25 protein-coding genes are annotated in these 26,669 nt (G+C 36.3%); 12 read left to right on the forward strand and 13 right to left on the reverse strand.

Annotation, left to right across the window (positions count from 1 at the left end):
• Window positions 1–597 precede the first annotated feature (597 nt).
• A complete protein-coding gene (locus ACLI50_RS09010; RefSeq protein ID WP_411413598.1) occupies window positions 598–2,352 on the reverse strand; it encodes a hypothetical protein in 1,755 nt (584 codons plus the stop codon).
• A gap of 275 nt (window positions 2,353–2,627) precedes the next feature.
• Window positions 2,628–4,010, reverse strand: a complete 1,383-nt coding sequence (locus ACLI50_RS09015; RefSeq protein ID WP_411413599.1) for an RtcB family protein — start codon at window positions 4,008–4,010, stop codon at window positions 2,628–2,630.
• Window positions 4,011–4,166: 156 nt separating this feature from the next.
• Here ACLI50_RS09015 and ACLI50_RS09020 point away from each other — a divergent pair, with 156 nt between their 5' ends.
• From ACLI50_RS09020 to ACLI50_RS09030, 3 genes are all read left to right on the forward strand, one after another.
• Window positions 4,167–4,502: a HopJ type III effector protein gene (locus tag ACLI50_RS09020; protein WP_411413600.1), complete on the forward strand. Its 336-nt coding sequence runs from the start codon at window positions 4,167–4,169 to the stop codon at window positions 4,500–4,502.
• Window positions 4,503–4,573: 71 nt separating this feature from the next.
• Window positions 4,574–5,593: a helix-turn-helix transcriptional regulator gene (locus ACLI50_RS09025; RefSeq protein WP_411413601.1), complete on the forward strand. Its 1,020-nt coding sequence runs from the start codon at window positions 4,574–4,576 to the stop codon at window positions 5,591–5,593.
• A 106-nt stretch (window positions 5,594–5,699) separates the two neighbouring features.
• A complete protein-coding gene (locus ACLI50_RS09030) occupies window positions 5,700–5,837 on the forward strand; it encodes a hypothetical protein (RefSeq protein ID WP_167348772.1) in 138 nt (45 codons plus the stop codon).
• A gap of 291 nt (window positions 5,838–6,128) precedes the next feature.
• Here the strand turns inward: ACLI50_RS09030 and ACLI50_RS09035 are convergent, their stop codons facing one another.
• Together ACLI50_RS09035 and ACLI50_RS09040 are read right to left on the reverse strand one after the other, a co-directional pair.
• A complete protein-coding gene (locus tag ACLI50_RS09035; protein WP_202839595.1) occupies window positions 6,129–7,313 on the reverse strand; it encodes a DUF1501 domain-containing protein in 1,185 nt (394 codons plus the stop codon).
• 168 nt (window positions 7,314–7,481) lie between these two features.
• Complete coding sequence (locus ACLI50_RS09040; RefSeq protein ID WP_411413602.1) at window positions 7,482–8,912, reverse strand: DUF1800 domain-containing protein; 1,431 nt, start codon at window positions 8,910–8,912, stop codon at window positions 7,482–7,484.
• Between the two features lie 342 nt (window positions 8,913–9,254).
• Here ACLI50_RS09040 and ACLI50_RS09045 point away from each other — a divergent pair, with 342 nt between their 5' ends.
• From ACLI50_RS09045 to ACLI50_RS09075, 7 genes are all read left to right on the forward strand, one after another.
• The gene (locus ACLI50_RS09045) at window positions 9,255–9,818 is read left to right on the forward strand and encodes a hypothetical protein (RefSeq protein ID WP_343643119.1); all 564 of its coding nucleotides are present in this window, start codon (window positions 9,255–9,257) and stop codon (window positions 9,816–9,818) included.
• A gap of 116 nt (window positions 9,819–9,934) precedes the next feature.
• Window positions 9,935–10,984, forward strand: a complete 1,050-nt coding sequence (locus ACLI50_RS09050) for a glucokinase (protein WP_411413603.1) — start codon at window positions 9,935–9,937, stop codon at window positions 10,982–10,984.
• A gap of 143 nt (window positions 10,985–11,127) precedes the next feature.
• Window positions 11,128–11,694 carry a YceI family protein gene (locus ACLI50_RS09055; protein ID WP_202839591.1) on the forward strand — a complete coding sequence of 189 codons (567 nt, stop codon included), beginning with the start codon at window positions 11,128–11,130 and terminating at the stop codon, window positions 11,692–11,694.
• 78 nt (window positions 11,695–11,772) lie between these two features.
• The gene (locus tag ACLI50_RS09060) at window positions 11,773–12,399 is read left to right on the forward strand and encodes a YceI family protein (RefSeq protein ID WP_411413604.1); all 627 of its coding nucleotides are present in this window, start codon (window positions 11,773–11,775) and stop codon (window positions 12,397–12,399) included.
• Between the two features lie 108 nt (window positions 12,400–12,507).
• Window positions 12,508–13,173 carry an alpha/beta hydrolase gene (locus tag ACLI50_RS09065; protein ID WP_137905856.1) on the forward strand — a complete coding sequence of 222 codons (666 nt, stop codon included), beginning with the start codon at window positions 12,508–12,510 and terminating at the stop codon, window positions 13,171–13,173.
• Window positions 13,174–13,256: 83 nt separating this feature from the next.
• Entirely contained in the window at window positions 13,257–14,600 is a 1,344-nt protein-coding gene (locus ACLI50_RS09070; RefSeq protein ID WP_411413605.1) for an ammonium transporter, read from the forward strand.
• Between the two features lie 100 nt (window positions 14,601–14,700).
• Window positions 14,701–16,119: an L-serine ammonia-lyase gene (locus ACLI50_RS09075; protein WP_110009219.1), complete on the forward strand. Its 1,419-nt coding sequence runs from the start codon at window positions 14,701–14,703 to the stop codon at window positions 16,117–16,119.
• Window positions 16,120–16,227: 108 nt separating this feature from the next.
• On the opposite strand, the gene ACLI50_RS09080 is transcribed toward ACLI50_RS09075, so the two are convergent.
• The 7 genes from ACLI50_RS09080 to ACLI50_RS09110 all read right to left on the reverse strand — a co-directional run bounded on the left by ACLI50_RS09080 (window position 16,228) and on the right by ACLI50_RS09110 (window position 24,486).
• Window positions 16,228–17,070 (reverse strand): prephenate dehydrogenase, encoded by an 843-nt coding sequence (locus ACLI50_RS09080; RefSeq protein WP_137905854.1) that lies wholly within the window; start codon window positions 17,068–17,070, stop codon window positions 16,228–16,230.
• 225 nt (window positions 17,071–17,295) lie between these two features.
• Window positions 17,296–17,832 carry a hypothetical protein gene (locus tag ACLI50_RS09085; protein ID WP_411413606.1) on the reverse strand — a complete coding sequence of 179 codons (537 nt, stop codon included), beginning with the start codon at window positions 17,830–17,832 and terminating at the stop codon, window positions 17,296–17,298.
• Between the two features lie 13 nt (window positions 17,833–17,845).
• Window positions 17,846–18,985, reverse strand: a complete 1,140-nt coding sequence (locus tag ACLI50_RS09090; RefSeq protein WP_411413607.1) for an SH3 domain-containing protein — start codon at window positions 18,983–18,985, stop codon at window positions 17,846–17,848.
• Window positions 18,986–19,054: 69 nt separating this feature from the next.
• The gene (locus ACLI50_RS09095; protein ID WP_110009227.1) at window positions 19,055–20,029 is read right to left on the reverse strand and encodes a hypothetical protein; all 975 of its coding nucleotides are present in this window, start codon (window positions 20,027–20,029) and stop codon (window positions 19,055–19,057) included.
• Window positions 20,030–20,042: 13 nt separating this feature from the next.
• Window positions 20,043–22,607: a M23 family metallopeptidase gene (locus ACLI50_RS09100; protein ID WP_137905919.1), complete on the reverse strand. Its 2,565-nt coding sequence runs from the start codon at window positions 22,605–22,607 to the stop codon at window positions 20,043–20,045.
• Between the two features lie 3 nt (window positions 22,608–22,610).
• Entirely contained in the window at window positions 22,611–23,462 is an 852-nt protein-coding gene (locus ACLI50_RS09105; RefSeq protein WP_411413608.1) for a DUF4280 and LysM peptidoglycan-binding domain-containing protein, read from the reverse strand.
• A 1-nt stretch (window position 23,463) separates the two neighbouring features.
• Window positions 23,464–24,486: a LysM peptidoglycan-binding domain-containing protein gene (locus tag ACLI50_RS09110; protein ID WP_411413609.1), complete on the reverse strand. Its 1,023-nt coding sequence runs from the start codon at window positions 24,484–24,486 to the stop codon at window positions 23,464–23,466.
• A gap of 145 nt (window positions 24,487–24,631) precedes the next feature.
• On the opposite strand from ACLI50_RS09110, the gene ACLI50_RS09115 reads away from it, so the two are divergent.
• Both ACLI50_RS09115 and ACLI50_RS09120 read left to right on the forward strand, forming a co-directional pair.
• Window positions 24,632–24,763: a hypothetical protein gene (locus tag ACLI50_RS09115; protein ID WP_262710329.1), complete on the forward strand. Its 132-nt coding sequence runs from the start codon at window positions 24,632–24,634 to the stop codon at window positions 24,761–24,763.
• A gap of 155 nt (window positions 24,764–24,918) precedes the next feature.
• Complete coding sequence (locus ACLI50_RS09120) at window positions 24,919–25,593, forward strand: hypothetical protein (protein ID WP_411413610.1); 675 nt, start codon at window positions 24,919–24,921, stop codon at window positions 25,591–25,593.
• Here the strand turns inward: ACLI50_RS09120 and ACLI50_RS09125 are convergent.
• Complete coding sequence (locus ACLI50_RS09125) at window positions 25,574–26,098, reverse strand: hypothetical protein (protein WP_411413611.1); 525 nt, start codon at window positions 26,096–26,098, stop codon at window positions 25,574–25,576. The genes ACLI50_RS09120 and ACLI50_RS09125 overlap by 20 nt on opposite strands.
• Window positions 26,099–26,140: 42 nt before the next feature.
• Complete coding sequence (locus tag ACLI50_RS09130; protein ID WP_411413612.1) at window positions 26,141–26,653, reverse strand: hypothetical protein; 513 nt, start codon at window positions 26,651–26,653, stop codon at window positions 26,141–26,143.
• Window positions 26,654–26,669: the final 16 nt, after the last annotated feature.

Raw genomic sequence — 26,669 nt, forward strand, 5'->3', positions numbered from 1 at the left:
TGCCACCAGTTCATCTTTGGCTACATCTATTCCTACAACCTGTTTTAATGCACTCATATTTTTATCTTTAAATAAAAGCAAGTCTTCCTTCGTTTTGTCTCCTGATTATTATCCAAGATATCTTTTTCGATCCTTTAAATTCTGTTCAAACTCTAAAAGGAATAAAGAAGTGAGGATATTTCTAAAGCACAATATACTTCCTGAGTTATTTAGCCAAAACTGTTCTCTCACCCCTTTTGCTTTGTATGTAAATTTATTCTTTTGCAAACATAGGAGCCAAAATATAAGTTGTTTGTAATAGTATACATTAGGTAATTCTGAATTTTGGAGGCCGGATTCCTGCGGAATGACAAACTGTATGGATAAACTATCATTGCAATTGTGTCATTCCATAGGAATCCAGCAGCAATTCCATAAACACACACACAGAAAACAGTACAATTCTTACCAGACTCCCAACTGAAGACGTGAAAATTCCCCTCCCTCAGAAGGGTGGCGAAAATTCAAAGAATTTTTGACGGGGTGGTTCTCAACGTTTACCTAACCAAATTATCACAAAAAAACGCCACCCGATATCATCAGATGACGCCATAGAATTTATTTAAAAATTCTGATAAAACTATCTTTTTCCAGGCTTTCCAGTGAGAAATCAAAATCAGCTTCCGCTTTTTCTGTGGTAATCTCACCGCCAAGCTCTTTGATAAGCTCATTGAAAGACATCGCTTCATACCATTGCTGGTATAATGCATTTGTTGCCATTGCAGAAATCTGGCTATTTCCTGAAACATGCGAATGTCCGGCTCCGAAATTCAACAGTATGAAACATTGCTTTTCGTTCTTCGCTAAAAGCATTCCCAGAATCATTTGCTTCTGAACAGAATTACATCTGGCTTCAGCAAAGAGATGATTAGGATTCATCATATAATCGTAGGAAATATCATCTCCTTTTCCGATCACAATTTTATATCCACAGTTGGCATCTCCGCTGAAAACGTTGTTCATGACAAGTGTTGGTTCACAAAGACCTTTATTGGCATAAAGATATTCAACCGCACCGTTAGGCGCTGATGTCATATCTCCTGAGTACATCAATTGTCCGTTACCATGGTTATAAGCGGCATTCCAACCTATTTTTCCTGCGATGTTCAATCCTGAAAGATCAAGGTCATTGGCCCCCCATTGGTCTTCCCAATAAATACCTACAGCCAGTCTATCCGCATAAAAACGGGTTCCGGTAGGAATATTTCCAACAAACATCTTTTCAGAAGTTGGCAATGCGAATTCTATATTCTCAGGGAAATAGAATTTCTTTCCGGATAGGTTTTCATACTTTAGTTTCAAAAAGTCCAGAATGAAATCATAATTGAACTGATTCACGTAAGTTTCCTTACCTTTTTTAGTCCATGATTTTCCGTTTCGGATTCTGTAGACAAATGTATCCTGACCGTACATTCTTGCGTAACAAGCTGATAGTGCTTTGAACAACGCAAACGGTGTCGCATTTTCCAGCCAGTGCCAATCGCTGTTTTCCAGTAATGTATTGGTAGCGTCATTCAATGGGTTTGAAATCAATGGTTTATGATGAATCTTAGATAACTTTGATATTTTGTTGATCGCTTTGGGTGCTCTGTTTTTATAAGCCAGAAATAATGGTTTAAATCTGTTGAAGATTTCCGCCATTTTTTCCATTCCAAAGCTTTCAAACAGATATGTCGGATTGAAATTACTCTGCTTGATTAAATTAATCAAATCATCATTTTTGATTAAAAGCGTAGTGCTCGTCGTTTTATAAATGACATAACGCAAGAATTCAACAGGATTTTCAGGGTAAATATCATAAAGATCAGCTATTTTTATAATGGCTTCTTTATTTCTGATGTTTTCTTTTCCTGTAAAATCATATTCCAGCTCCGTGTGTAAAATAGAAAGCAAATCATCAATGGTTTCTTCTTTTAAAGCAATTCCTGATCTTAAAAGAGCAAGACATTTTTCCTGCATTTCTTCCACAGAATAGGCTTTGATTACTTTAAAAACCAGCTTCATATCAGGAACATTCAAAATTTCATTAGGAATATAGATTTCACTTTGAAAATCGCTTCCATAGGTTGAAATATAATGAGTGATCTGTTCAAAAAATAAATCAATTCTGGAAGTGTTCTTTATTTTCTCCCAGGATTTATGAAAGGTTTTATTCAAATCATTACCATTCAGCTTTTCCTTTGCGTAAAAAGAGATGATTTCATTTTTTGCCCATAGAGCATCCGGTTCAATGATGAAACCATCATTAGAAATAAATGGCTTTTCATCAGATTTTCTGGCCAGTACAGCATTGAATAATTGTAGTGTTTTCATTGTTTTAAGTTTAAAAAATAAGTGAGGAGTAGATTCATTAAAAGTGAAGGGTATAGGAACTCCTTTTACCTATAGTTTATAAAAAGCGGGGAGTATTTTTCCAAAAAATATAGGAACTCCGTTTGCCTTGTAATTTGTAAAAAGGCGGAAAGTAAATCTGGAAATATAGGAACTTTCTTTGCCTTGAATTTTTTAGTGCTTTGAAATTTGGTTTATTGTTTTTATTCAACCTAACGGGTTTCTAAAACCCGTTAGGTTTGAACATACTATTAAAATTATGCTTTTCTGAATTTCTTTTTTTTCTTCCACGGAGCATTCTTCTGAACATCTCCGGCCATAATACATCCGTAAGGCATCACTTCATCCAGAACTTCACAAAGTCCGTATTCTTCTATCTGTGCTCTTACATTCTTCGCACTTTTATAAGCGCTTGGAAGTTCAGAAATATCAATCTCATTAGAGTAGAAACGGATATCCAATCCTGCTGTTTCCTCATTGAAGATCTCCTCGGTCGTTTTATGAGCCAAAGATCTCTTATGCTGGCTTCTGCTGAAATTTCTTCCTGCTCCGTGCGGTGCAAAACCAAGGTTTCTTTCATTCGTTTTTCCCTGAACAATCAATACCGGTTCTGCCATATTCAACGGAATCAGTCTTGGTCCGGTGATATCAGGCATGAACTTATCATCCAGCGGAGTAGCTCCTTTTGCATGATAGAACAGGTCTCCATCTCTGAAAACGAAGTTATGTTCGTTCCAATATCTGTTTTCCTTCTCCATTTCCAGCTTATTCAGCACGGCATCATGAAGGGAAGTATGGTTTTCTTTGGTCCATTGTCTTATTAATTGCAGTGCTTCCCAATACGATTTACCTTCATCTGTATTATAAGGAATCCAGGCATTTTCTCTTAATGTTTCAGGGGAGATTTCCTGTCTGAAACGGTTGGCGGTCTTCATTCCTTTATCATATAAGGCAGCACCCGGAGCTCTTGATCCGTGATGGGTTACCATCATTGTGTTTCCAGTATTTTTGGAAATTCCAACGAAAAGGAAATGGTTTCCGTCTCCCTGGGTTCCCATATGGGAACGGGCGATACTGATCAGTTTCTCATCATTTAAGAACTCATTTTCTCTGAAAGCATCCATCAGTTCCTGGGACATCGACATCTGTTCACCTCTTGGCCTTCCTCCATATCCGAAGTGGGTTACAGAGTGTGCTGCATCCAGGACATCTTTAGGATTTGTCTTTCCAAAATCCGTCAGCATCACTGAACAACAGATATCGGCGCTATGGAATCCCGGGTGAATGGCATTTTGAGCCACGACCACTCCTCCCACCGGAATCTGGCCTTCAGGACCTGTAGGGCAGGCGTCCGGCATTAAAGCTCCGCCAATCAGCGTAGGGGTTTTCATCAGAACTTTCATCGTTTTGATTACTTTGTCCACATTATCATTTTCACTTTCGTGTTCTGCACGTATATTGATTATAAAATCTTTAGCTGTTTCATGAAGCGGAATAAGATCTGGTTGTTTGAACTGTACCAGATATTCTGCGATCTGATATTCATCCAACTTATTCTCGTTGATATAGGTAATGGCATCTTTAAACCATTTTGCCGGTCTATATCCTAATTCGATTAAATGATTTCCATTAAATTCCATATTGTTTCATTTTGATGATGCAAAGTAATATCATTATTGCGCAATAGTTTTGCGTAGATAAAGAAATTTTAATTATTTTTACAAAAATTTATTAAAAAGACGAAAAAGCACATTGGCAGACTCGTAAACATAGTATAAAATAAAAAAACAAGGCTCATGGTATTATTAGAACAATTAAAACATTTCCCGGAAACCATCCAGTTTAATGATGTGATCGCTCATATTGATGAACATTATGAATTTACTCCTACTGCCTTTCAAAACGGAGATACAACCAATCAGGCCGGACAGAACAACGGTTCTTGCAAGGTCTTCAGTTTTGCAAGCATTAAGGATCTGACAAAAGAAGAGACACTTTGGCTGTTTGGTGAGTTTTACAGAGAGGATGTGCTGAAAAATCCTGAAGGAACTGATCATCAGAATATCCGGAACTTTATGAAATTCGGCTGGGAAGGGATTACTTTTGACGAAAATGCTTTGAGAGAGAAATAATTTTCAGGAAAAGAGCAGAAATAAAAGCAGATTGCTATTAAAAGAAACACCCAATCATTAAACACTAAGGTATGTCATCCAATAAAAATGCTCTGATCAGGTATAAAACATTAGATAAATGTCTTAAAAATAAATACAGGAAATACACGCTGGAAGATCTCATTGATGAATGTTCGGAAGCATTGTTTGAATTTGAGGGAAAAGAATCTTATGTAAGTAAGAGGACTGTTCAGCTCGATCTTCAGAATATGCGGAGTGAAAAATTCGGGTATGAAGCTCCTATTGAAGTTTATGAAAGAAAATACTACCGTTACAGTGATCCGGAATACAGCATTCATAATATTTCTGTGAATGAAAGTGATCTGAAGGCAATGAACAATGCAGTTCAGATTTTAAAACAATTTAAAGACTTTTCTATGTTCAAAGAAATGAATGGGGTTATTCAGAAACTGGAAGATTCTATTCATGCCACCAGCCAGAAATCTATTATTCATCTGGATAAAAATGAACAGCTAAAAGGATTGGAACATATTGATATTCTGTATGAAAGTATTGCCAGTAAAAAAGTACTGAAGATCCTTTATAAAAGCTTTACGGCAAGGGAATCCAATATTTTTACAGTACATCCACAGCTGCTGAAGGAATTCAACAACCGTTGGTTTCTGATCTGTCTTTACAAACAAAAAATGTACAATCTGGCACTGGACAGAATGGAAAGTATCGAAACAGATGATAGTCTTCTCTATATTGACAAGGATCTGGATGGAGATGAATATTTTAAAGATATTGTAGGAGTAACTGTTGCAGAGTCAATGGATCCCAGGAATGTAGTCTTTTGGGTGGATTCGGGAAATGCTCCCTATGTGAAAACAAAACCACTACATAAAAGTCAGGAGATCCTAAAGGAAGACCGTGACGGCACACTGTTTAAAATATGTGTGCAGATCAATTTTGAGCTGGAAAGACTCTTGCTTGGGTTCGGAGACTCTCTGATTGTACATAAGCCCAAAAAACTACGGTTGAAAATGGAGGAAAAGTTCAGGGCAGGCAGTAAAAATTATCAGAATCTGATTGTTCCTGAGGAAAACTAAATTAGTTTAAATGTACCATTCACAGGGCTTTGTTGAAGATAATTTATTTTCATAATTTATCTTGGCTTGGAAATTGTAGTATTACCTTAACAATACCAAATTAATTATGAAATCAAGAATATTTAAAGCATTAATTGCAATCATAGCACCGCTGGCGATAGAGTATATCGTTAAAAAAATATCTGAGAAAATAGATAAAAAACAGGAAGAGAAAGAAAACGAAAAAAAGCAGATTACGGCTTAAACGTAAAAGTAGTTTACATTTAAAATTATTGAAAAGAGACTGTCATAACAAGGTACAGTCTCTTTTTTGTTGGTAATGGATCTTTTTAATGAGTACTGAAAACCACCCCGTCAAAAATTCTTTGAATTTTCGGCACCCGTCCGGAGGATGGGAATTTTTACGTCTTCAGTTGGTGTATTGGACAGGATTGTTTTTGTATTCCTTATAGCAAAGGCTGGATTCCTAAGGAATGACAAGCTGTTTGGATACATCACCGTTCCAATTGTGTCGTTCCGTAGAATCCCGGTTTCCCTACACAAAATCATAAATACCATCTTTCCATCCCAATACTTTGGAAGAGTCCGCTTTAAGCCAGTTTTTCAGAATTGTTGCATATACTTTTCTGAAATCCTCTTTATAAATAAGATCACCATCATTCAGATTCTGCAGATCAGGAAGTGTATTTAACAGTCCTTTTTTCTTAAGGTTTCCGCTGATAAAGAACATCTGGTTGGCGGTCCCGTGATCGGTTCCGTTACTGGCATTCTGTGCCACACGACGTCCAAACTCTGAGAATGTCATCAACAGTATATTTTTAAAGAGCCCATTACTTTTCATATCTGCAACAAATGATTTTACCGACTCGTTGATATCATCAAATAACTTTTTTTGTCTGTCATTCTGATTGACATGCGTATCAAAACTTCCTACAGAAAGATAGTACACCTGAGTATTGATGTCTGATTTTATCAAAGAAGCAACCGTTTTAAAATCTTTTCCTAACTGGGAATTGGGGTAAACCTGCTCTGTTTTTTTAGCTTTGCTTTTTTCAAAAATATAATCAGCATTATTAATGGTAGAACCTAAAGTCTGATAAAGGTAAGATACCGTTTCATCGTCGTGATGATGATCATAAAGAGATTTGAAATATTTTTCCTGACTGGTCTGATAGAGTCTTTTGGGATCTTTAAAGGCAAAAGCTTTGTTATTTTCACCTTTTAGGGCCAGACTAAGCATATCATCTACTTCCAGTGCCTGCGTAGGATGATCACAGCGATAACATTCTTCGTCCAGAAAACGTCCCAGCCAGCCTGTTTCCAGAAACTGATCACTTCTGCTTGCCGACTGCCAGATATCCATGCTTCGGAAATGCGACTTATCCGGGTTGGGATAGCCTACATTATTCATCACAGAAAGCTCTCCGTTATCAAAAAGTTCTTTGAAATAGGAGAGAGAAGGATTAATCCCTGCTTCATCCGTAAGTGGTATTGAATCCTGTATGGCCAATGTTTTTCTTTCCCTGAAATAAATATCATTTTTTGCCGGAATGATTGTATTCAAACCATCATTTCCACCCGTAAACTGAAGAACGACCAGAATGTTCTGACTGGGATTCAAAGCTTCATCCAGCGTCATCGCTTTTAAGAAATTAGGCATCAGCATAGAAGCCGTAGCCAGGGAACTTATTTTGAGGAATTCTCTTCTTTTGATTAACATAATTTTGTTTTTGGGGGTTAAGGTGGCAGGTGGCAGATGACAGGTTGCAGGTTGTAAATTATAGGGCTGGGGTGCATTATATTTTTATAGCAGCAGAAAATAAATCAGGGGTAGCCAAGTTATTCTGCGACAGCTATTACCTGCTACCTGCAACCTAAAACCTCCTACCTAACATAACTGGTATTCCGGAGTAGACATCAGGTTGATGACAGTCATTTTTATACTCTTGTCTGAAAAATTACTTACAGAGTTCATATCGAGGCTTTGGGTATTCTGCAGAAGATAATCTTCACAGTTTTTATAGGCGAAAAGCTTTTCAATACGATCCCAGTCGATGGTGATATTCGGGTTTTTAAAGCTTTTATTTAATGCTGTTTCACGGGATTTCATTCCCATATCAATATCATCATCCTGCCGTGGGCTGTATTCCAAAGGGCGGAGTCCGGACCAGATCTGCGGAACCTGAAGCCTCAGCATTAAAGTAGAACTGTCAATCCATGCCTTTCCATTCGGCCATCCCGCTACATTGGGCGGGTAAAGCAGCATTTGCCCCAGTAATTTCTGATACACGATGAGGTTTTCAGGGTTCTGAATATGCATTGGAAGGATTCGCATCATACCTGCCATCAGTTCTATAGGTGATTTTATTCTGTTTCCGATATTTTTCTGATCATAAAACCAGGTGCTTAAAAAGATCTCAGTCATCAGCTTTTTAATGTCATATCCTGAATGGTAGAAGTTTGTACTGAGTGTATTGACGATATCCTGATCCACTTTTTCATTCACAAAAAACTTATAGATCTTTGTGGTAATAAACTGAGCCGTTGTCTTTTGTTCCAGAATAATATTGAGAACATCATTTCCGTCAAAGTTGCCTGTTTTTCCCAGGAAAGTTTTGCTGCCTTCATCATGGAGATTTTTTCTTTCTTTAAAATTCCCTTCTTTATCATAACTCCATCCTGTAAAAGCTCTTGCTCCTTCTCTTACGTCCTTTTCAGTGTAATTTCCTCTTCCCATGGTAAACAGTTCCATCACTTCACGGGCAAAATTCTCATTAGGATGGTCTTTTTTATTCTGTTGGTTATTCAGAAAATTCAACATGGCAGGCGACTGGCTTACTTCAAAAAGCAGATCTCTGAAATTGCCCAGTGCATTTTTTCTTATCGTATTTAAAAGCTGTTTGTTGAACCTTGGATTTTGTACTCTTGATGCAAAATGCCCATGCCAGAAAAAGGCCATCTTTTCCCTCATCTGCTCCTTGTTGTTAACGATAGCGTTCAGGAAGTTCAGATTAAGTTCATTATTTTGTTCCCTGTTGATCCGCTGCATTTCTTTTTTCTTTTCCGCAGGAGCTGTACTGTTCATATAATCTGCTGCCGAAACCGGATCAGGAGTATCATAGGTGATCTCGCTGAAACTTTCTTCTTTAAATAATTCATTCATCAGCGTTTTAATGTTTTTATTTTTCAAACCATCAATTTGATGAATACCAACACCAAAACCTGCCCGCCAGAGAAGATGCTTGTTTTTTACTAATGAATCTGCCATCATGGAGAATTTATTTTTTGATGTAATTCTAAGAAGAAGGTTAAAACTCATAACGGGTTAAGGATTGTTAATATTGTTTTTAGGCTGAAAGCTGGGAGTTATGGTGTACAGGACGGAGAAATTTCTCTTTACTTTAATTATAACAGACGTGAGTTTCATAAAAGAGGATATTACTTCCAGCTTCCATCTTCTTGCTTGCTTTCTTGTTGCTATAATTCACTTTTCGAGGTCCGTTTTTGATAAATTTTGTTAAACAAATATTTAATTTTTGTTAAAATTAAAGTATTGATATTCATTATTTTATAAATTTTATTAATGTTAAAATCAAATAGAAACCTTTGCTTGGCATGATTTTTACATCCTCTTGTTTAGTAAAATTAAAAAATTAGAGTTATGAAAATGTTTAAACAAGCAATAGTACTGGCTGGTATTTTAACAGCAGGTATGGCAAGCGCCCAAAGTGCTCAAATGAACAATATGATCAAGGTAGGTGCAAATGTTGGTTTAGCAGTTCCCGCAGATAACCTTTCTGCAGCAGTAGGAGTGGATGTAGCTTACCAGAATCTGATTACACCGGGATTTGGGCTGGGTATCGCATCAGGATATACTCATTATTTTGGAAAAGACAACAACGGATATAAAAACAATGATGTAGGAGTAGTTCCTGTAGCAGCTTTAATCAGAATTTATCCAAAACAAACCGGTTTTTATTTCGGAACTGATTTAGGATACGGATTTTTGGTTGGAGATAAAGCTGTAGCATCCAATACCAATGTTGAAAGAGCAGGCGGAGGTTTCTATCTTAAACCGGAGATCGGATACCACAACAGAGACTGGAACTTCTTCGTACAATACCAAAAGGTTTTTGTAGGTACTAAAGGAGATTTGCCAGGTCAGGACTATAATGTGGGGAATATCGGGGTAGGATTCGGTTATAATATTCCATTAGGAAAGTAGTTAGATTTAATATATAAACAATTATTAACCAAAACCTTTTCACGAAAGTGAAAAGGTTTTTTTGTTCTGTGCAGGATTTACAAAAACAATTATTATATTTGGTAAAATTTGAGGTTATGATTCTGAATCCAAAATTTCCACTTTATTTACCAGGAGTAGAGAACAGTAATAATGATAGTGTTTCTATCATTGGAGCAAGTCTTCGTGAAGATATAACAATCTTAGGCTATTTTGTTTCCGGGAACGGAGGTCTTGAGATAAAAGTAGAAAATACATATGCAACCAAAGAATATGCTTCCTTTTCAGATATTTTAAAGAAGTTTATTCAGGATAACCAGCTTGAGAATGTAAAACGTCTGGGAATGGCAGTGCCAGGTCCTGTATTGGATGGGAAAAGCAGTCCGGCAAGATTAGGTTGGCATTTAGATATTGCCGAGTATACACGCGATTTCGGGTTTGAAAAAGTAGAAATGCTGAATGACCTGGAAGCTTCTGCCTATGGAATGGCTCTTCTTGAAGATAACCATCTTGAAGCCATTTATACCAGCGGACATCTTGAAAAAGGAAATGTGGCGGTTCTTGCTCCCGGAAACGGATTAGGAGAAGCCGGCTATTTCTTTGACGGAAAATACCTGAGACCTTTCGCAACAGAGGGAGGGCACTCAGAATTTTCACCAAGAACCAACGTAGAAGTTGAATTTTACCAGTTTTTAAATAATATCTATGGTATTGTAAGCTGGGAAAATGTATTATCCAAGTCAGGACTATTCAATATTTACAGATTCCTGAGAGATGTGAAAAGACACCCGGAACCGGAATGGTTAGGAGAACGTCTTGCGAAGGGGAATTTTGTGGAAGAGCTTTATAAAGCTGCTGTAGAGGAAAATGTTTTGATCTGCAAAATTGCTTTAGATACTTTCCTTGAGTTCCTGGCAAGAGAGGCCAATAACTTAACATTAAAATTAAAAGCTACCGGAGGATTACTGATTGCCGGAGATATTCCACAGATGATCGCAGAATATATTGATAAGGCGAAATTCTATGAGAAATTCAAGATCAGTGATAAAATGGAGGAAATGCTTAAAAACATTCCGATCTATCTGGTCAAGCAAAACCACACTGCATTAAATGGTATAGCACTTTATACGGCTTACTATCAGGTATAAAATAAAGCTCCGAAGAAATTCGGAGTTTTTTTATGAGATGATATTATTCATGAAAATTATAAATTTTATTGATATACATCAATGAAATCTATTGAGTAAGATGCCTACCTTTGTATTGTTAAATAAGTAAACAACTCTATTCAATGAAAAAAATATTTTTATTAGCAGTTTTAGCCGGAGGTTTAGCGTTCGGACAGTCAAAAAAAGTAGTAGCATCTGATGTACACTGGTGGGGATACAAAGTAGCAAAATCTGAGGCCAGCTCTCACGACGGTACTGTAAAAGTGAAATCCGGAGATATGGTAATGAAAGGAAACCAATTGGTAGGCGGAAGTTTCGTGTTGGATATGACTACTATCAGTTCTACTGACCTTACAGGAGAATACCAGCAGAAATTAAACGGACATCTTAAGAATGGTGACTTCTTTGAAGTTGAAAAATTCCCAACAGCAACTTTCAAAATTACAGGAGTAAAGAAAAACAATGATAAAATCTACAATTCTCTTGTAACAGGAAACCTTACTGTAAAAGGAAAAACCAGCCCAATCTCTTTCCCTGCGAAGATTTCTTACAGCAAAGGAGTAGTAAGTTTAGTATCCAACAAATTCTCTTTCGACAGACAGAAGTTTGATGTAGCTTACAAGTCTACTATGCAGGACGTTTTTGTGAAAGATGATATTGATATGCTTGTAAAGGTAACTGCTCAATAAATTAATCAAAAAAAGATTATTAAAAGTGTAGAAGTTCTACACTTTTTTTTATTTTTGTTGAATTGTAAATAAAAAAGAATGAAAAGATTACTATTGTTTGCTATGGTGTGCGCAAGCATGTCATTTGTTTCTGCCCAGAAGAAATTTGATAAAGTGTCAAAAGTGACTTCATCAGAGATCAGATGGTGGGGGTATAAAGTGGTAAAAACTGAAGAAACTTCCCACTCAGGAACAGTAAAGCTGAAAAGTGGAAAATTTAACTTTGACCATACGGTCCTGGTGGATGGAGAGTTTGTAATAGATATGAGAAGTATGATGGCGGGAGATGTTTCTGATGAGGATCAGATCAAGCTTACTAATGATCTGAAAAGCTCAAACTTTTTTGAAGTAAAAAAATTCCCCATTGCAAAATTCCATTTGACTAAAATTATTCCTTTGGCAAACAGTGAATACAATTCTACAGTGTACGGTGACCTTACCCTTAAAGGAGTAAGAAAAACAATTTCTTTCCCAGCGAATGTTTACGTTACCCAGTTCACAACATCTATTGAATCTGCGAAGTTCTCCCTGAACAGAAGAGACTTTAAAGTATTCTATCAGTCTTCATTGAAAGATTATTTCATTAAGAACGAAATGGATATTCAGTTTAAAGTTTCCACAGAAATGCTGGATAATGAGAATAGAGTACCGAAAAAGAAAAAGTAAAATATATTCTATTAATACAGAAGAGCAGTTCGTGAGAATTGCTCTTTTTTAATGCTGTTAAATCAGGAGGCTCATCCTTTATTTCCTTATTTTTTATAAATTAGTGGTATGAAAATTTATATCGTAAGCGGTCTGGGAGCAGACTTTAAAGTCCTTGAAAGAATAGAGTTTCCCAAACACTGTGAATTGATTTTTATAGACTGGCTTATTCCCGAAAAAAATGAGCCTTTCGATGCCTATGTCAAAAGAATGGCAGAGAAAGTAGATGATTCAGAACCATTCTGCCTGTTGGGGTATTCTTTCGGAGGAATCATTGTTCAGGAGATTAATCAATTGAAACCTGCAGAAAAGGTGGTAATCCTTGGAAGTATAAAATCCGATAAGGAAAAATCCAGATTCATCAGGACAGGCGAGGTTACAAAAATTCCAAGAATACTTCCTGTAGGTTTATTCAACGATAAAGCAGCCAACGTATATGCTGTGATCCGAAAGCTTTTTGATCCTAAAAATCCGAAACTCCTTCAATATTTTAAAGTAAGAGATCCTTATTACCTCAAATGGTCCGTAGAAAAAGTTTCCGAATGGAAATTTGAAGAGAATCCCAATGTCATTCAGATATTAGGTGATAAAGACATTGTTTTTCCCATCCGCTATTCAAATCCGAATTATGTGGTGAAAGGAGGAACACATCTTTTTCCGGCCACTAAATCCAAAGAAGTTTCCAAAATACTGTCAGAGATTTTTTCTGAAAAAATTGAAAAAGTTCCAGATTGAATATTTTTTTAGGGGTGTTTGGTTTAAAAGTGTAGTTTTTATAGAATTTATATTTAAATTTGATAGGGTTAAATATAAATTTTATGAAAGTAGGATTAAAATGGATCGTTTCATTCTCTGTTATCGCAATCGTTGCCATTGGTGGTTTATTCTGGAATCCGGCTGCCGATATTCCTGATACAAGGGAATTCTTAAGTGAAGATAAAATTGTCGGCGCTGATGTTGCCTGGATTCTGGCCGCGGCAGGACTTGTTTTGCTCATGACGCCAGGACTTTCCTTTTTTTACGGAGGAATGGTCGGAAGGAAAAATGTAATTTCTACCATGCTGCAGAGTTTTATTGCCTTAGGCGTTATCTCTATGGTGTGGGTAGTCGTAGGCTTTTCTTTATCTTTCGGTGAATCTATCGGAATTACAATTGCCGGAAAACATTACGGGATCATTGGAAATCCACTCAGTTATCCCTTTTTTAAAGGAGTAGGAAATCTGCCTCATAAACTGATGGCTCCCACAATTCCTTTTATTCTTTTTGCCTTGTTTCAGATGAAATTTGCTGTTATTACTCCGGCAATTATTACCGGATCTTTTGCAGAAAGGGTTCGTTTTATATCTTATTTATTGTTCATTGTTCTTTTCAGTATATTTATTTATACGCCGCTTTGTCATATGGTATGGCATCCTGAGGGTCTTTTAAACAAATATTTCGGGGTAAAAGACTTTGCAGGAGGAACTGTTGTGCATATGAGTGCTGGTTTTGCTGCACTTGCCGGAGCTTTGGTGGTAGGAAACAGGAAGAATCCTCATCATGAGCCGTCCAATATTCCATATGTGCTTCTGGGAACAGGAATGCTGTGGTTCGGATGGTTCGGATTTAATGCCGGATCTGCTTTGAGTGCTTCTGCATCTGCGGCTACCGCTTTTGGAACAACTACCATTGCTTCTGCTTCGGCGATGATGACCTGGATCTTTTTTGACAGAATCAATGGGAGAAGTGTATCGGCTTTAGGAGCCTGTATTGGAGCTGTAGTAGGATTGGTGGCAATAACTCCCGGATGTGGTTTTGTAAGCATTCAGGAAAGCCTTTTTATCGGATTTATCACAGCAATCGTGTCCAATCTGATGGTGAACTGGAAGGTTTTAAAGAAAGTAGATGATACCCTCGATGTTTTTGCCTGCCATGGAGTAGGAGGGATTATGGGAATGATTCTTACCGCCATTTTTGCTCATGGTGAAAAAGCAAGTCTGCTTCATGGTGGAATTGATGTTTTTCTTCATCATATGGCAGCCCTTGTTTTGGTTTCTGTTTTTACTTTTTTAGGTTCATTAATTTTATATAAACTTACAGATTCCATGATCACCTTAAGAGTTTCTGAAGAGTCTGAAAATAAAGGGCTTGATCTTTCGCAGCATGAAGAATGCCTGCAATAGCTTTTATATTGTGATGATATGTTGATATCATTAAAAATTTGAAGGTATATTTCAGGATTTATCATGTATCTTTGTTTCTGAGGAAAATGACGAATCATTTATGGAATCAATATCGGTTTTTGAAATTATTAAAGTAGGAATAGGTCCGTCCAGTTCACACACGATGGGACCCTGGAACGCAGCAGCAGCATTTATCAGGATTATAAAAAGAGAAAGATCAATAGAAGAAGTTAAAGAGGTTTTTCTTGAATTCTTTGGCTCACTCGCAAAAACGGGAATCGGGCACGGAACTGATATTGCGGGAATGCTTGGGTTGAATGGAGAGGATTTTAAAACGATCAATACTTCAAAAATTGATGAAAAGATAGATTATATCAAGAGTACTCAAACCATTAACCTTGGTGGTGAAAAGGTAATTCCGTTTATCTACGGACATCATTTGATTTTAAACATGAAAAAGAGCCTTGATTTTCATCCGAACGGAATGATCTTCAGAGCTGTTTTCGAAGACGGAACTGAACTTGTGCAGGATTTTTATTCTGTAGGAGGCGGTTTCATTGCCAGCCAGGAAAAAAACTCTATTCAGAAGCAGTGTGTACGTACGCTGTATCCGTGTCATAAAGCTTCAGATATTGCAAAATATTGTGAAAAGCTGGGATTTGATAAAATGTCAGATTTGATTTTCATGAATGAAGAAAGCTGGAGAACCCAGGATGAAACGAGGCAGGAAGCACTTTATATCTGGCAGCAGATCAAAGAATGTATCTACAAAGGTGTCAATAAGGAAGGAGTTCTTCCTGGCGGACTGAATGTTTCCAGAAGAGCCGCAGGGATCAACAGAAAGCTGCTGGGAGATAAAATCTATAAAAACAAAGACGAATGGTTCCAGCAGGTAGTAGATGCTGAAGAGAACTTTACTAATATCAACAAGTGGATTGCCTGCTTTGCACTGGCAGTGAATGAAGAGAATGCAAGCTTCGGAAGAATTATTACCGCACCTACCAATGGGGCAAGTGGAGTTATTCCGGCGGTATTGATGTACTCTCAGGCATTTACCCCATTTACGAGTGAGGAGGATATTATAAGATTCTTGCTTGTAGCGGGAGAAATCGGGACTTTATTCAAGAAAAATGCAACTATTTCTGCAGCGATGGGAGGATGTCAGGCGGAAATCGGAGTATCTTCTGCAATGGCAGCAGCCGGACTTACAGAAATCTTAGGAGGAAGTGTAGGACAGGTATTGATGGCGGCAGAAATTGCGATGGAACATCACCTTGGATTAACCTGCGATCCAATTAAAGGGCTGGTACAGATTCCATGTATTGAAAGGAATACGATGGGAGCGATGAAAGCCATTACAGCAGCCAATATTGCACTGGAAAGTGATCCCACGAAAGCAAAAGTAACATTGGATGAAGTGATTCTGACCATGTGGGAAACCGCTCAGTCGATGAGTGACCGTTTTAAAGAAACTTCGGAAGGCGGATTGGCCATTGCAGTCAACGTTCCGGAATGTTAATAGAAATCATTTTATTTCAAAATATAAAACCCTTAGCCACTATGACTAAGGGTTTCTTAATAAAATAAAAGTAAAAACCGTCGGGCTTTTAGTATTGTATAAGGATTTTTATCTTAAAATTCCTCTGATTCTGTTGGCGTTAGAAATCAATTCTTCCAGATATTCATAGTTTTCTTTTTCCAGAGCGGATTTGAATTTTCTGAGCTGAGTAATATGTTCGTTCAAAACGTCCAGTACATTTTCTTTGTTTTGTTTAAAGATAGGAACCCACATTTCCGGATGCGACTTGGCAAGACGAACGGTACTTGAAAAACCGGAACTGGCAAGCTGGAAAATCGTTTCTTCTTCACGTTCTTTTTCCAATACGGTATTGGCAAGGGCGTAAGATGTAATATGGGAGATATGGGAAATATAAGCGGTATGAACATCATGATCTTCTGCATTCATATAAATCATGTGCATATCGAGAGCATTGACTACTTTTTCAACGGTAGCCAGAGCATCGTCGGCCGATTCTTCTTTGTTGCAGATGACACCAGCTTTTCCCGAGAAACTTTCAGCAATAGCGGATTTCGGACCATTGTTTTCCGTTCCCCACATCGGGTGGAACGCTACAAATCTTGATCGTTTCGGGTGGTTTTTTACCGCATGCACAATGCCTGCTTTGGTGGAGCCTGCATCCATTACCGTCTGCTGGTCAGACACAAGATCCAGAACAGAAGGCAATAGTTTTCGTGCAGCGTCTACAGGAATAGCAAGAATAATCAGATCCGAATTTTTAATTCCATGTTCAAGATCTACTCCCGCATCAATGATTTTAAGTTCCAATGCGTCACTGATATGCTGTGTATTGTTATCGATTCCGTAGATGAAGCTGGCCAGGTTTTTCTCTCTTAATTTCAAAGCCATCGAACCTCCGATTAATCCCACTCCAATAATACTTATTTTCATCTTTTTCTATTTTTTAAAATAAAAAAACCTCGTCCCTAGGACGAGGTTTTAAATTATATTCATAAGAATCCCTATCCCAGAGCTGAGGTAAAAATTCTATAATAATATGTTCCATTGTTAAAAATCACAGAGCAAAGGTATAAATATTTTTTTAATGAAATGGAATTTTTTTGGAAATTGTGTATTATGGGATGAATTGGTTTTAGATTTTACTTTATATAGATATTATTGGGTTTTATCTAATCTTATCCATTCATTAAATGTAGTTTCACCTCCAACTCCTTTGATATAATAAGTGTTGTTTTCTTTTTTAATTTTAAAATTAGGAGTTATTGATTGACAATTTTTCTCGTTTCCTGAATAGTATAATTCTAAAATATCATTTTTTTCAAGAGTTTTATAATCACCATTGCAAATAATTGGTTCTTGATACGTTTCTGTTACTAAGATTGCCTTATCTTTTTTTATACTAAAAGAATATTTAATAAATGCAGTGCCCGTTGTTGTTTCCTCTGTTGCTTGTGTTACTAAAAAATGACCTATAAATTTGGAGTTTATAGTGTTTGAGTTTTCTGATTGATTAATATTAGAAAATTTATTTTTATTGTCATGAATTGGATCATCCGACACATTAAGTTTTGTTGCTGGGCTGTCATTTTTTTTAAGCGTTGATGTTTTAGTTTCATTGACTGTTTGGTTATGACTACTTTCTTTACATGTAACAAGTATAAAAGAAAATAAAATTAAAAAGTTTTTCATCATTTGTTTAAGTTACTTATTCAGATTTTATCCTGCTTTTATGAACATATCCTTTTTTACCTTCTTTAGAAACTACCAACCACCAATCTCCGTTTCGATCTAACACTTCAACCTGTTCACCTGTGTTGATCTTTTGTAGGATTTGGGAAGAAGAGTTTTTCTCCTTCCTTAGATTGGTAAAACCATCACTATCCTGAATGATAAAATTGGTATTACTTTCTTTTTGGTAAATGTATTTCACATAGTCTTTTAAAGTAGGTAAATCATAAAATTTATTTTTTTCCATATTTGATTTATATGTTGGATTTTTATTTAAATAGCTTTCAATATCACCTTGTATTCCAACTCTTAATTCTCTCTCAAATAAATAAGATATTGTTTTTTCAGGTTCAAAATATTCTTTGGGAGATGATGATATTTTACTTATAATATCACCTATTCTTAAATAACCATCACCTTCTTTAGCATAAGAAAAGTCTTCAACTTTACCTTTATAAATAATAGTTTCTATGTCGTCAAATATTTGTTTTTTCAATTTTTTATACCCGCCAGAATCTATAAAAATTAACTGCTCCATATCGGAAAGACTATTAAAATCGAATTTTTTAAATACTGATTCTACAAGCTTTTTATCCTTATTGTATCCATAGTAAACAACTAAATCGTATAAAAGACTGGAATTGTTTGTTTGCAGCCAAACATAAGATACGGGAGTATTATAAAATATATAAGAATTAAAATGATACAACAAGTCAGGATTCATAAACTCTGGTTCGGCAGCACCAGCATCCTGAATGAAAATAAATTTATTTTCTTTAATAGCTACCTCTGGAAACATTGCCGGACGTAAAGCAATTATGGAATTTTTATAATCTTTCAAATTGAAAGAAAATACATCCAAAATTTTTTGATTAAAGGTATTTTCATCAGGAAATTGAAATTTTCTTTGCTCTAATACTTTTTTTGCTTTATTGATAAATTCAGGAGACAGGTCATCATAGTTTGATTTTGTGCCGTCTCCTGCATCTGTAATGTTACAAGGTTTGTCTTTTAATGAGTTTATTTCTTTGATATTCTGCAATTGAAGTTTACTTTCTTGTCCAGTGCAAGAAAGTACAAATGAATACAAAAGAGCTAAAGAAATGTTTTTTATCATTTGTGTTTATTTTAGAATCCAGCAATAAATTGCAGAAGTTCTATCTTAATCAAATTGTAATAATTATTTTTATTTTTTTAATATTACATTTTTTAATCCATACTTTTTTTCTGTGTATTCACTCTCAAACAGTAATTTGCCTTTATCATATTGAAGAATACCAAAATAAAGTGGTTTATCTGCATCACCAGTGTATCCATTAATCACCTCTGAATATTTTAAAAATATTTTTCCATCAATAGTCTTAACTTGTTTAAGCAGGTATTGATTATACATTTTCCCCATATTTCCAGATTCTGTATAAATGATCGAATCTTTATCAATTTTCAATGAAATTCCATAATCATCTAACTTCTCGTTGGTTGCAAAATATTCTCCTGACGGAATTGAAATCTGTTGTTTTGATAGTGGAATACTTCCTACAATTTTCTGTAAATCAGATTCAATGGTTTGGGTATTAAGGTCATCTTTTTTTTCTTTATTCAGTACGCAGCTTTTTCCCTTTTGATTATTGACTGTTTTAAAAGAGATTCCCTGTTTTTGCTCAATACCTTCAATTTTTTCTTTTGAAAAACTTAAACAATTAGGATCATTTGTGCTAATATTTTCGAGATAAGTAATTCTATCTTTATCAAAAGCATAAACGTTAAAAACGGGGTATTCTTCTGTATAACCTGGTAAAAGTAAAAAACCTTTATTTATGCTTGAATTATATAAAATTTTAATATCTGCTTCTGCATCTTCATAAGAACTATCATAATTGAAATTGTAAGAAATTTGATGCCAATCAGAAATTATCTTATCATCTAATTTATACTGTAAATATGTTCTGTCTTCAACAAATTTTAATGTATAAGTAATATTTTTAAATTTTAAAACTAAACTTTTTAGGTTTGTATTTTGATAATCGCTTTTTTTATCAAAAGAAATTTCAGAAAATATGATATTTTCTTTCTTTAAACTTTCAGATAGTTCCTTCTTTTGGTTAGGGGTTTCTTTACAACTTGATAATGTAAAGAAAACTAAAAGAAGTATTGTAAACATGTTTAAAATAATGCTATTTTTTACCATATAAATTTTTAATTCTTGTTTTAGCCGTTTCTTTTTGTAAATTTAATTCATTCTCTGATTGCTCATGTGGTGCTTTAAAGTGAATGTAGAATCCAGGATTACATCTATAATTTAATCCCATACCTACTGCATAGACAGTTGTAAATATTTCAAAATGTAAATGTGGAGCGCAAGTTCCTTTTTCAACACCTGAAACTCCACTTTTTGCAATAACTTTTCCTGCATTTACTTCTGTTCCTTCTTCAACCAAAACTTGTTCTAAATGTGCATAAAATAAAAATATATCTTTTGTTTTATCAAAATTACTACTTTGATTTATTTCTCCATTAGAAGGATAGAGTAGTGAATAATCTCTTTTATGATTAAAAAATGATTCTTTATCAATTATCTTTATTGTCATAGTATTACCATAGCCAGCATGCCATTTTACTTTATGAACAATTCCTTTTACACATGCATACACATTACTTCCTGGTATGACAAATAAATCTAATCCTTGATGTTTGCTTCCATTTCTAGTATTTCCAAATAATCCCCAATGTTCTCCAATAGTTCCTTTTCCACCACCTCCACTTTGCATGTATAAGGTACAGATTGGATTATCAACTGGATCATGCCATTTATTTGTTTTTACAGGTTCGAGTTTTGTTTCTTGTGCATTTTGACAAGTAAACTTTTGTACCTTATTTTGTTTACCTTTATCGTACCATATTTTTATATTTTCCGCAATTTCCCAAACATAAGTTTTTCCTTTTTCTTTTGCCTCTTTATGAAATGATGGGTTTGCAGCATAACCGACATTTCTCCAATAGTTAAGATTTTTAATAGCTTTTCCATTTTTGTACGAAATGGGTAAACTATCATCAAAAACAATATGATTAGGCTGATTCCCTTTTCCGCAATCAACAGGAAATAATACAGCTAAATAAAAATCTGTTAATGTATTTAGCTTTCCTCTAACTAATGGCAGATATAAATATTTTTCAATATAATCTAACTGCTTTATCTGATCCATTGCTAACAACTCTGTTCTTGTAATTTTCAAATCAGTAGCTGCATCTTTTCCGATTTGCAATAAACCAACATATCCTTCTTCATCTTCATTTTTTTTCTTTTTAAATGTTCCGCATGTAGGATCGAAAGTTCCTCCTGTTTCATGAGCCATGGCTGCCATAAGATTGTTGGGATCAATGCCAGCTCTTTTACTTATTTGAAATACTTTCTTCCTAAACTCACAACTTACTTTTCCACCCCATATTAAGTCTTTGTATTGTTCCTGACATATACAACTTCCTGGTTTATCTGGTTTTTGTGTATTCTGCACCCCCGCCGCACTTTTCACCTTCTCCACCTGCATCAGTCCTTCCGAATTTACCCCAAATTTCTGAGATTCCGCAGAAAGATCCTTGGAGATAATTTCGATGAAATAATTTTGGGTACCGGAGTCAGGGTCACCGATAGGGGAGTCTATTCCTTTTCCGAAAATGTCTTTGGTAATGACAAATCCTGAAGTATCACATACATCGGCAGGAATTTTAATATTTCCGCTTCTGTAAACTTCATCATTGGAAGTGGTATCATATTCCCAGACTACATATTGGATGTGTTTTCCCACCATATTTTTGGAGTGGATTCTTACCCTAACTTTATCTCCTACAGCAACTTTGGAAAGTTCATTTCCTTTATCATCTATGAAAACAGCTTCTATAATATTACCTTTAGGATCCGGCTGTTTGGGACCACCTCCTTGTCCGGCCGGGAATTTTGGCGTGTGTTTCTCAGGTTGCGGCTTGGGTTTTGGCTGATTTTGAGGCTGCCCTTTATAATCAGGGTTGGCTACATCTACATTCACCTGGCTGGCTCCCTGAATTTGCCCTGAATAAGTGGCTGTAACATAATATTCATGATTCGCGCCTTCATTCCTGTCACCTTTCATCAGAAACTGATTGGCCATCTGACGAAGGATTTTTTCATCAGACATCAGGGGTATTGACACTTCTGCAATCCCTTTTTCATTGACGCGAGCCTTATAGCTGCGGGTGTGACGGTTGTTTTTGTTAATACTGGCATCGTGCCCTTTTCCAGGAGCGTCATCTTCCCAAAGATGAAACTCAATCTCTTTATTAAACATTGCAATACAATGAGCCTGCGCAATAAGAGTATCGCGGTAGCTGGCTTTATTGACGTCTTTTGCTCCTCTGTTGAAGAGTACTACTTTATCAATCTTCGGAACTTTGTTGCTTGTTGGTATTAATACACAGCTTCCAGCCAGTTCTCTGGTAGAGGGAAGACCAGGTAAAATACCTTTTTTAGTTTCATAGACTTTCATTTGAAACTCTATTCCCAGTGCTATTTCCCCGAAGTTGTATGTTACCTTTTCACCGGTCTTGGGCTTTCCGGTGATGTCTTTCCAGCTTCCGTTCTTTTGTTTCTTAAAAAGATACCATTCATAATCACCTTTAAGACCAAATGAAAGTCCTGAAGGTTTTATTTCGTAGGTATAGGTTGTTCCTACCAGAGGATTCTGATTCCCGATAATAGTTCCTGTCATGGCTTAGCTATAATAAAGTTGGTCTGTATCTCTTGTATCTTCCTTGAATTCATCAAAATCCACAACGGGATTATAAACCTGCTGTTCCTGCGTATTTGCTTTGGCAACCTGGCTTTTACCGACTTCGCTTTGCTGTCCGTGTTTGAGGATGGTAATTTTCCCTCCCGTACTGCACATGAGTTCTGAGATTTCCGTAAGACAGCTTTTCCCCATCACTTTTACCTTTTCATACGTCTTCTGCCACTTTCCGGCAGGAGCATAAGCACACGGAAGATAGCCTCCTGAAGTTGGCTTGAGCTTGCATTGTCCAAACGGCTGTGCCGCAGGATCGAGCTGAAGATCATCCTCTGTTACGGCCAGATAATCAGCGTTTCCTTCTTCATCATTCCAGTAGTGTTTCTGATGGCTGGTCACTTTAAATTTTGGAAATTTAAATCCCTGATTACATTGCACGGTTCCTTTCTGCACAATGAAATATTTTCCTTCATGAGGACTGGAACCACTGTCTTCTTTTTGATCTTCCTTTGCTTCTTTATCAGTTTGTTGTTCCGTTTTTCCGGATGACTGCTCTTCATTTTGTGGAGTTTCTTCCGTTGAATCTCCTTCATCAGAACCTACATTTTCTGTAGCTTCCTCCTGAGAAGATGCAGCCATATTTTGAGGTTCTATTTTTTCAGCCATGAGCTGTGGATCTTCCGGAATCAAGATCGTTTTTCCCGGAACAGGTTCCTGCATAACATCTTCCGGCGGACAGTGGAGATTATGGTAAGTTTTTAAAATACCTTCATTTTTCAGCTTAAACTGCCGGGCCAGAGAACTGAAAGTATCGCCTTTTTGTGTGACATAATTTTTCATATTATCCTTGTGTTATATTGATGTGATGTTGGTGTATCAATACCTCTTCATGGCTGAGTAGAACCGAGGCTTTAGCCTGAAGAAGATTCTTATTTTTAGTGTGAGTGGTGTATTCTAATACAATATTTCCTGAAGCCGGTCTTGCAGCCGGTTTTTTGAGCCTGATCCCGCGCATGATCTCCTGTGAGGTACATAATTCAGTGATTTTTCCGCTTAAAATAGTTAAAACAGAGTCCTCTTCTTTATTTTTATGTTCAGGTTTAATTTCACAGGCTACCGGAAATGAATTTTGTACAAAATAAAAAGATTCTGTCCACTTTATTTTTCTCCTGAACCAGTCTGTTTGGGGAAAAAGAGTCTGAAACAGCAGTGTACTCTGAAATTGCTGTAATAAAAACACTTCATTGCTGATGTTCCTTTCAAAAGAATCCATATAATTTCGAGCGACTTCACCTACATAAAACTCTTCAAGATCTTTACGCTGTCCGGTAAAAGTGTCCGTGATTTTTTTATGATCTGCCAATCCTTTTATCCTGCCTTGTTCATTAAGAATAAATTCAAGCGGCATAATACTTTTCATGCAGGCTATCGAAAGGCCGCTTACCTTATCATCAGGTTCATTTCCTCCTGATTTAAAGTCTCTCTGACTGTAGCTAAGGATATACAAACCTGTGTTTTGGTCTTTTCGGAGATTTACATCAATGGTATAATCGATGTTAACTGAAGATTCGAAAGAGGTTTCAAAAGTCTCATTAATACTATAAGTTTGGGCCCAAAAGGAATCAGAGAACTGGCCGGGAAGACTGTTATTCCTTTCATTTTCCTTCTGCGATTCTGTTTTAAAATGAGTAGGGACAAAAATATTTTTAACGTCATTAAGGTTTTCAAACCAGACTTTATCCATTTTCGGGCAATGGGAATTATGAAACAGCTTAAGCTCCTCACCGGTCATACCCAGCCGGGAAGCGATGGAGGTGAGCGTGTCTCCGTTTCGTACCTGATATTGTAAGAAATCAATTTCCATCCAATGTGAATTATCAGATAAAGCTATTAAAAAACACTGTTGGAAATAAATTTTTGGGGTTAAATTTTAAAAATTGTAGTAGAATTACGACATGAAACTGATGGTGTGAAGAAACCACTCCGAAAACGACCCCGTCAAAAATTCTTTGAATTTTCGCCACCTCTCCGGAGGATGGGAATTGTACGTCTTCAATTGTGATGCTGGTCAGGATTGGAGTTTTGTTGATGCTTTTCTTGTTGGTTTAAAGTGGCTGGATTTCTACGGAATGGCAAACTAATGGTAAGACAAGTATTCCAATTGTATCATTCTGTAGGAATCTTAGCTGGTATAAGGATTTTCAAAGCTAAAACAGTTATTTGTAACTTTTGTGGTTTCATTATATGCAGTACAACCAAAAGTTATTATTAATTTTAAAGCTACAAAAAAGAAAATATGAGGAATAGATTCTTGCATGGAGTTTTCATAATATTGATCAGTTTGAGTTTTGCATATGCTCAGAAGTCCGGAGATCAGTCGCCCGTTTTTTTCACTATCCAAGCACAGGATACTGTAAAGAAGGGAGAAGCATACAATGAGAAAGATACAACAGGAAACAAGAGTTTAAAAAATAGGATAAAACCTATTCAGGCAAATTTTAAAAGAATCAATTCCGTGACAAAATGGACTGCTGTCAAAAAGAAAGATATTGAAGGAGAATCTGCAGAAGGCGGGGAGGCCACATTTTATTACACAGATGAAGGTCTGCAAAAGGTAATTGCGAAACATTATGGAGAAATCGGGCAGAAGCTGACAGAATATTATCTTCTTAACGGACAGCTTTCTTTTGTTTTTGAGAAAGAGTATAGGTATAACCGACCGCTTTTCTATGACACTAAAGCAATGAAAGAAAATAATGACACGGAAGCATTTGACCTGAAAAAATCAAAGATTACATTGACCAGAAATTATTTTGAAAACGGAAATATCATTATGATCACCAATACTACAGAACGTGGATTTAATATCAGTGCGGATTACCCCGCTGAGCAGGAGGAAAAGATCAAGGAAGATTTTAAAAGGCTTCTGAAGCTTGTAAAACAGAGCAGCGTTATGGTTGATCAGCCTTGATGATATTCAGTCTTTCTTCCACCTCATTGATTCTTTTAAGCCAATAGTTAATACCTTCCTGATTGGTCACTGTTTCTTTGAAAGCATTACGGTTGACGGCCCATAGATGTGAGCTGTTTTTCTGATAGTCCAGTTCACGTTCTTTTTTATTTTCAGGCTCTATGCGGTATCTCCAGAATACCAGAGATTTCATGTATTCTGAACGAACTTTTTCCAGATAATCAATAATAGCCTTCCGGTCCTGGGGAATATATCCGGGACCAGAGCATCCACATGAATGAAAAGTGATTCCAACTGTATACAAATCCCGGATATGAGCCCATTGCTTATCATCATTTTTGGGCGGGGATTTAAAGTCAAGTCCCATATTGGCCATCAGATTCCCACATTCAGGACATTTGGCTTCCACAGAGGTCTGAGCATCCCGGTCCACATCTTTCAGGTGGCGGCGTTTGAATGTTTTCTGGCAGTTGAAACAGGCATAATGACCTTTGTAAACCATCATGGCATATCGGCACATAGTGTTCTCTTATTCTTTGGTTATAAGTTATTTTGTATTTGTTTTTTCCTCTTCATTATAATTGATTCCCATAAAGCTGGCGGCGCTTCTCGGGTCGTAAACCGACCACACATCTCCCCAGGGAAATCTGAAGGTGCAGCTGGGATAAGGTTTTTTCTTTTTTTGGGTTGGCGGGCTGTCCAGGATTTTTGATAAAAAAGTGTTATTCCGGTGGAAAACCTTCATTTCTTTTTCTTCTGTCCATTCATTCCAGTCTTTGGCATCACTGTTTTCCCATGTATTCATATGGATGGTGTCCAGCTGATCTTTAAAAAAGCACAGACTGAAAGATACCTGATATCCCTGTATTTCTACAGGCCTAAAATAATACCAAAAATATCCGGTTTTTACGTCCCACAGATCATGATACTTTTCTTTATAAAAATCAGACTGTTTCAGCTGGTCAAGACTCATTCCTTTATAAAGTCTGGTAGTAAAGGTTTCCAGCTCTATAACTCCATTTTCACTGTTAATCAGCATGTCCCAAAAAATTGAAGCCATAAATATACCCGTTTTT

The sequence above is a fragment of the Chryseobacterium cupriresistens genome, assembly GCF_046614675.1.
GTDB classification, from domain to species: Bacteria; Bacteroidota; Bacteroidia; order Flavobacteriales; family Weeksellaceae; genus Chryseobacterium; species Chryseobacterium cupriresistens.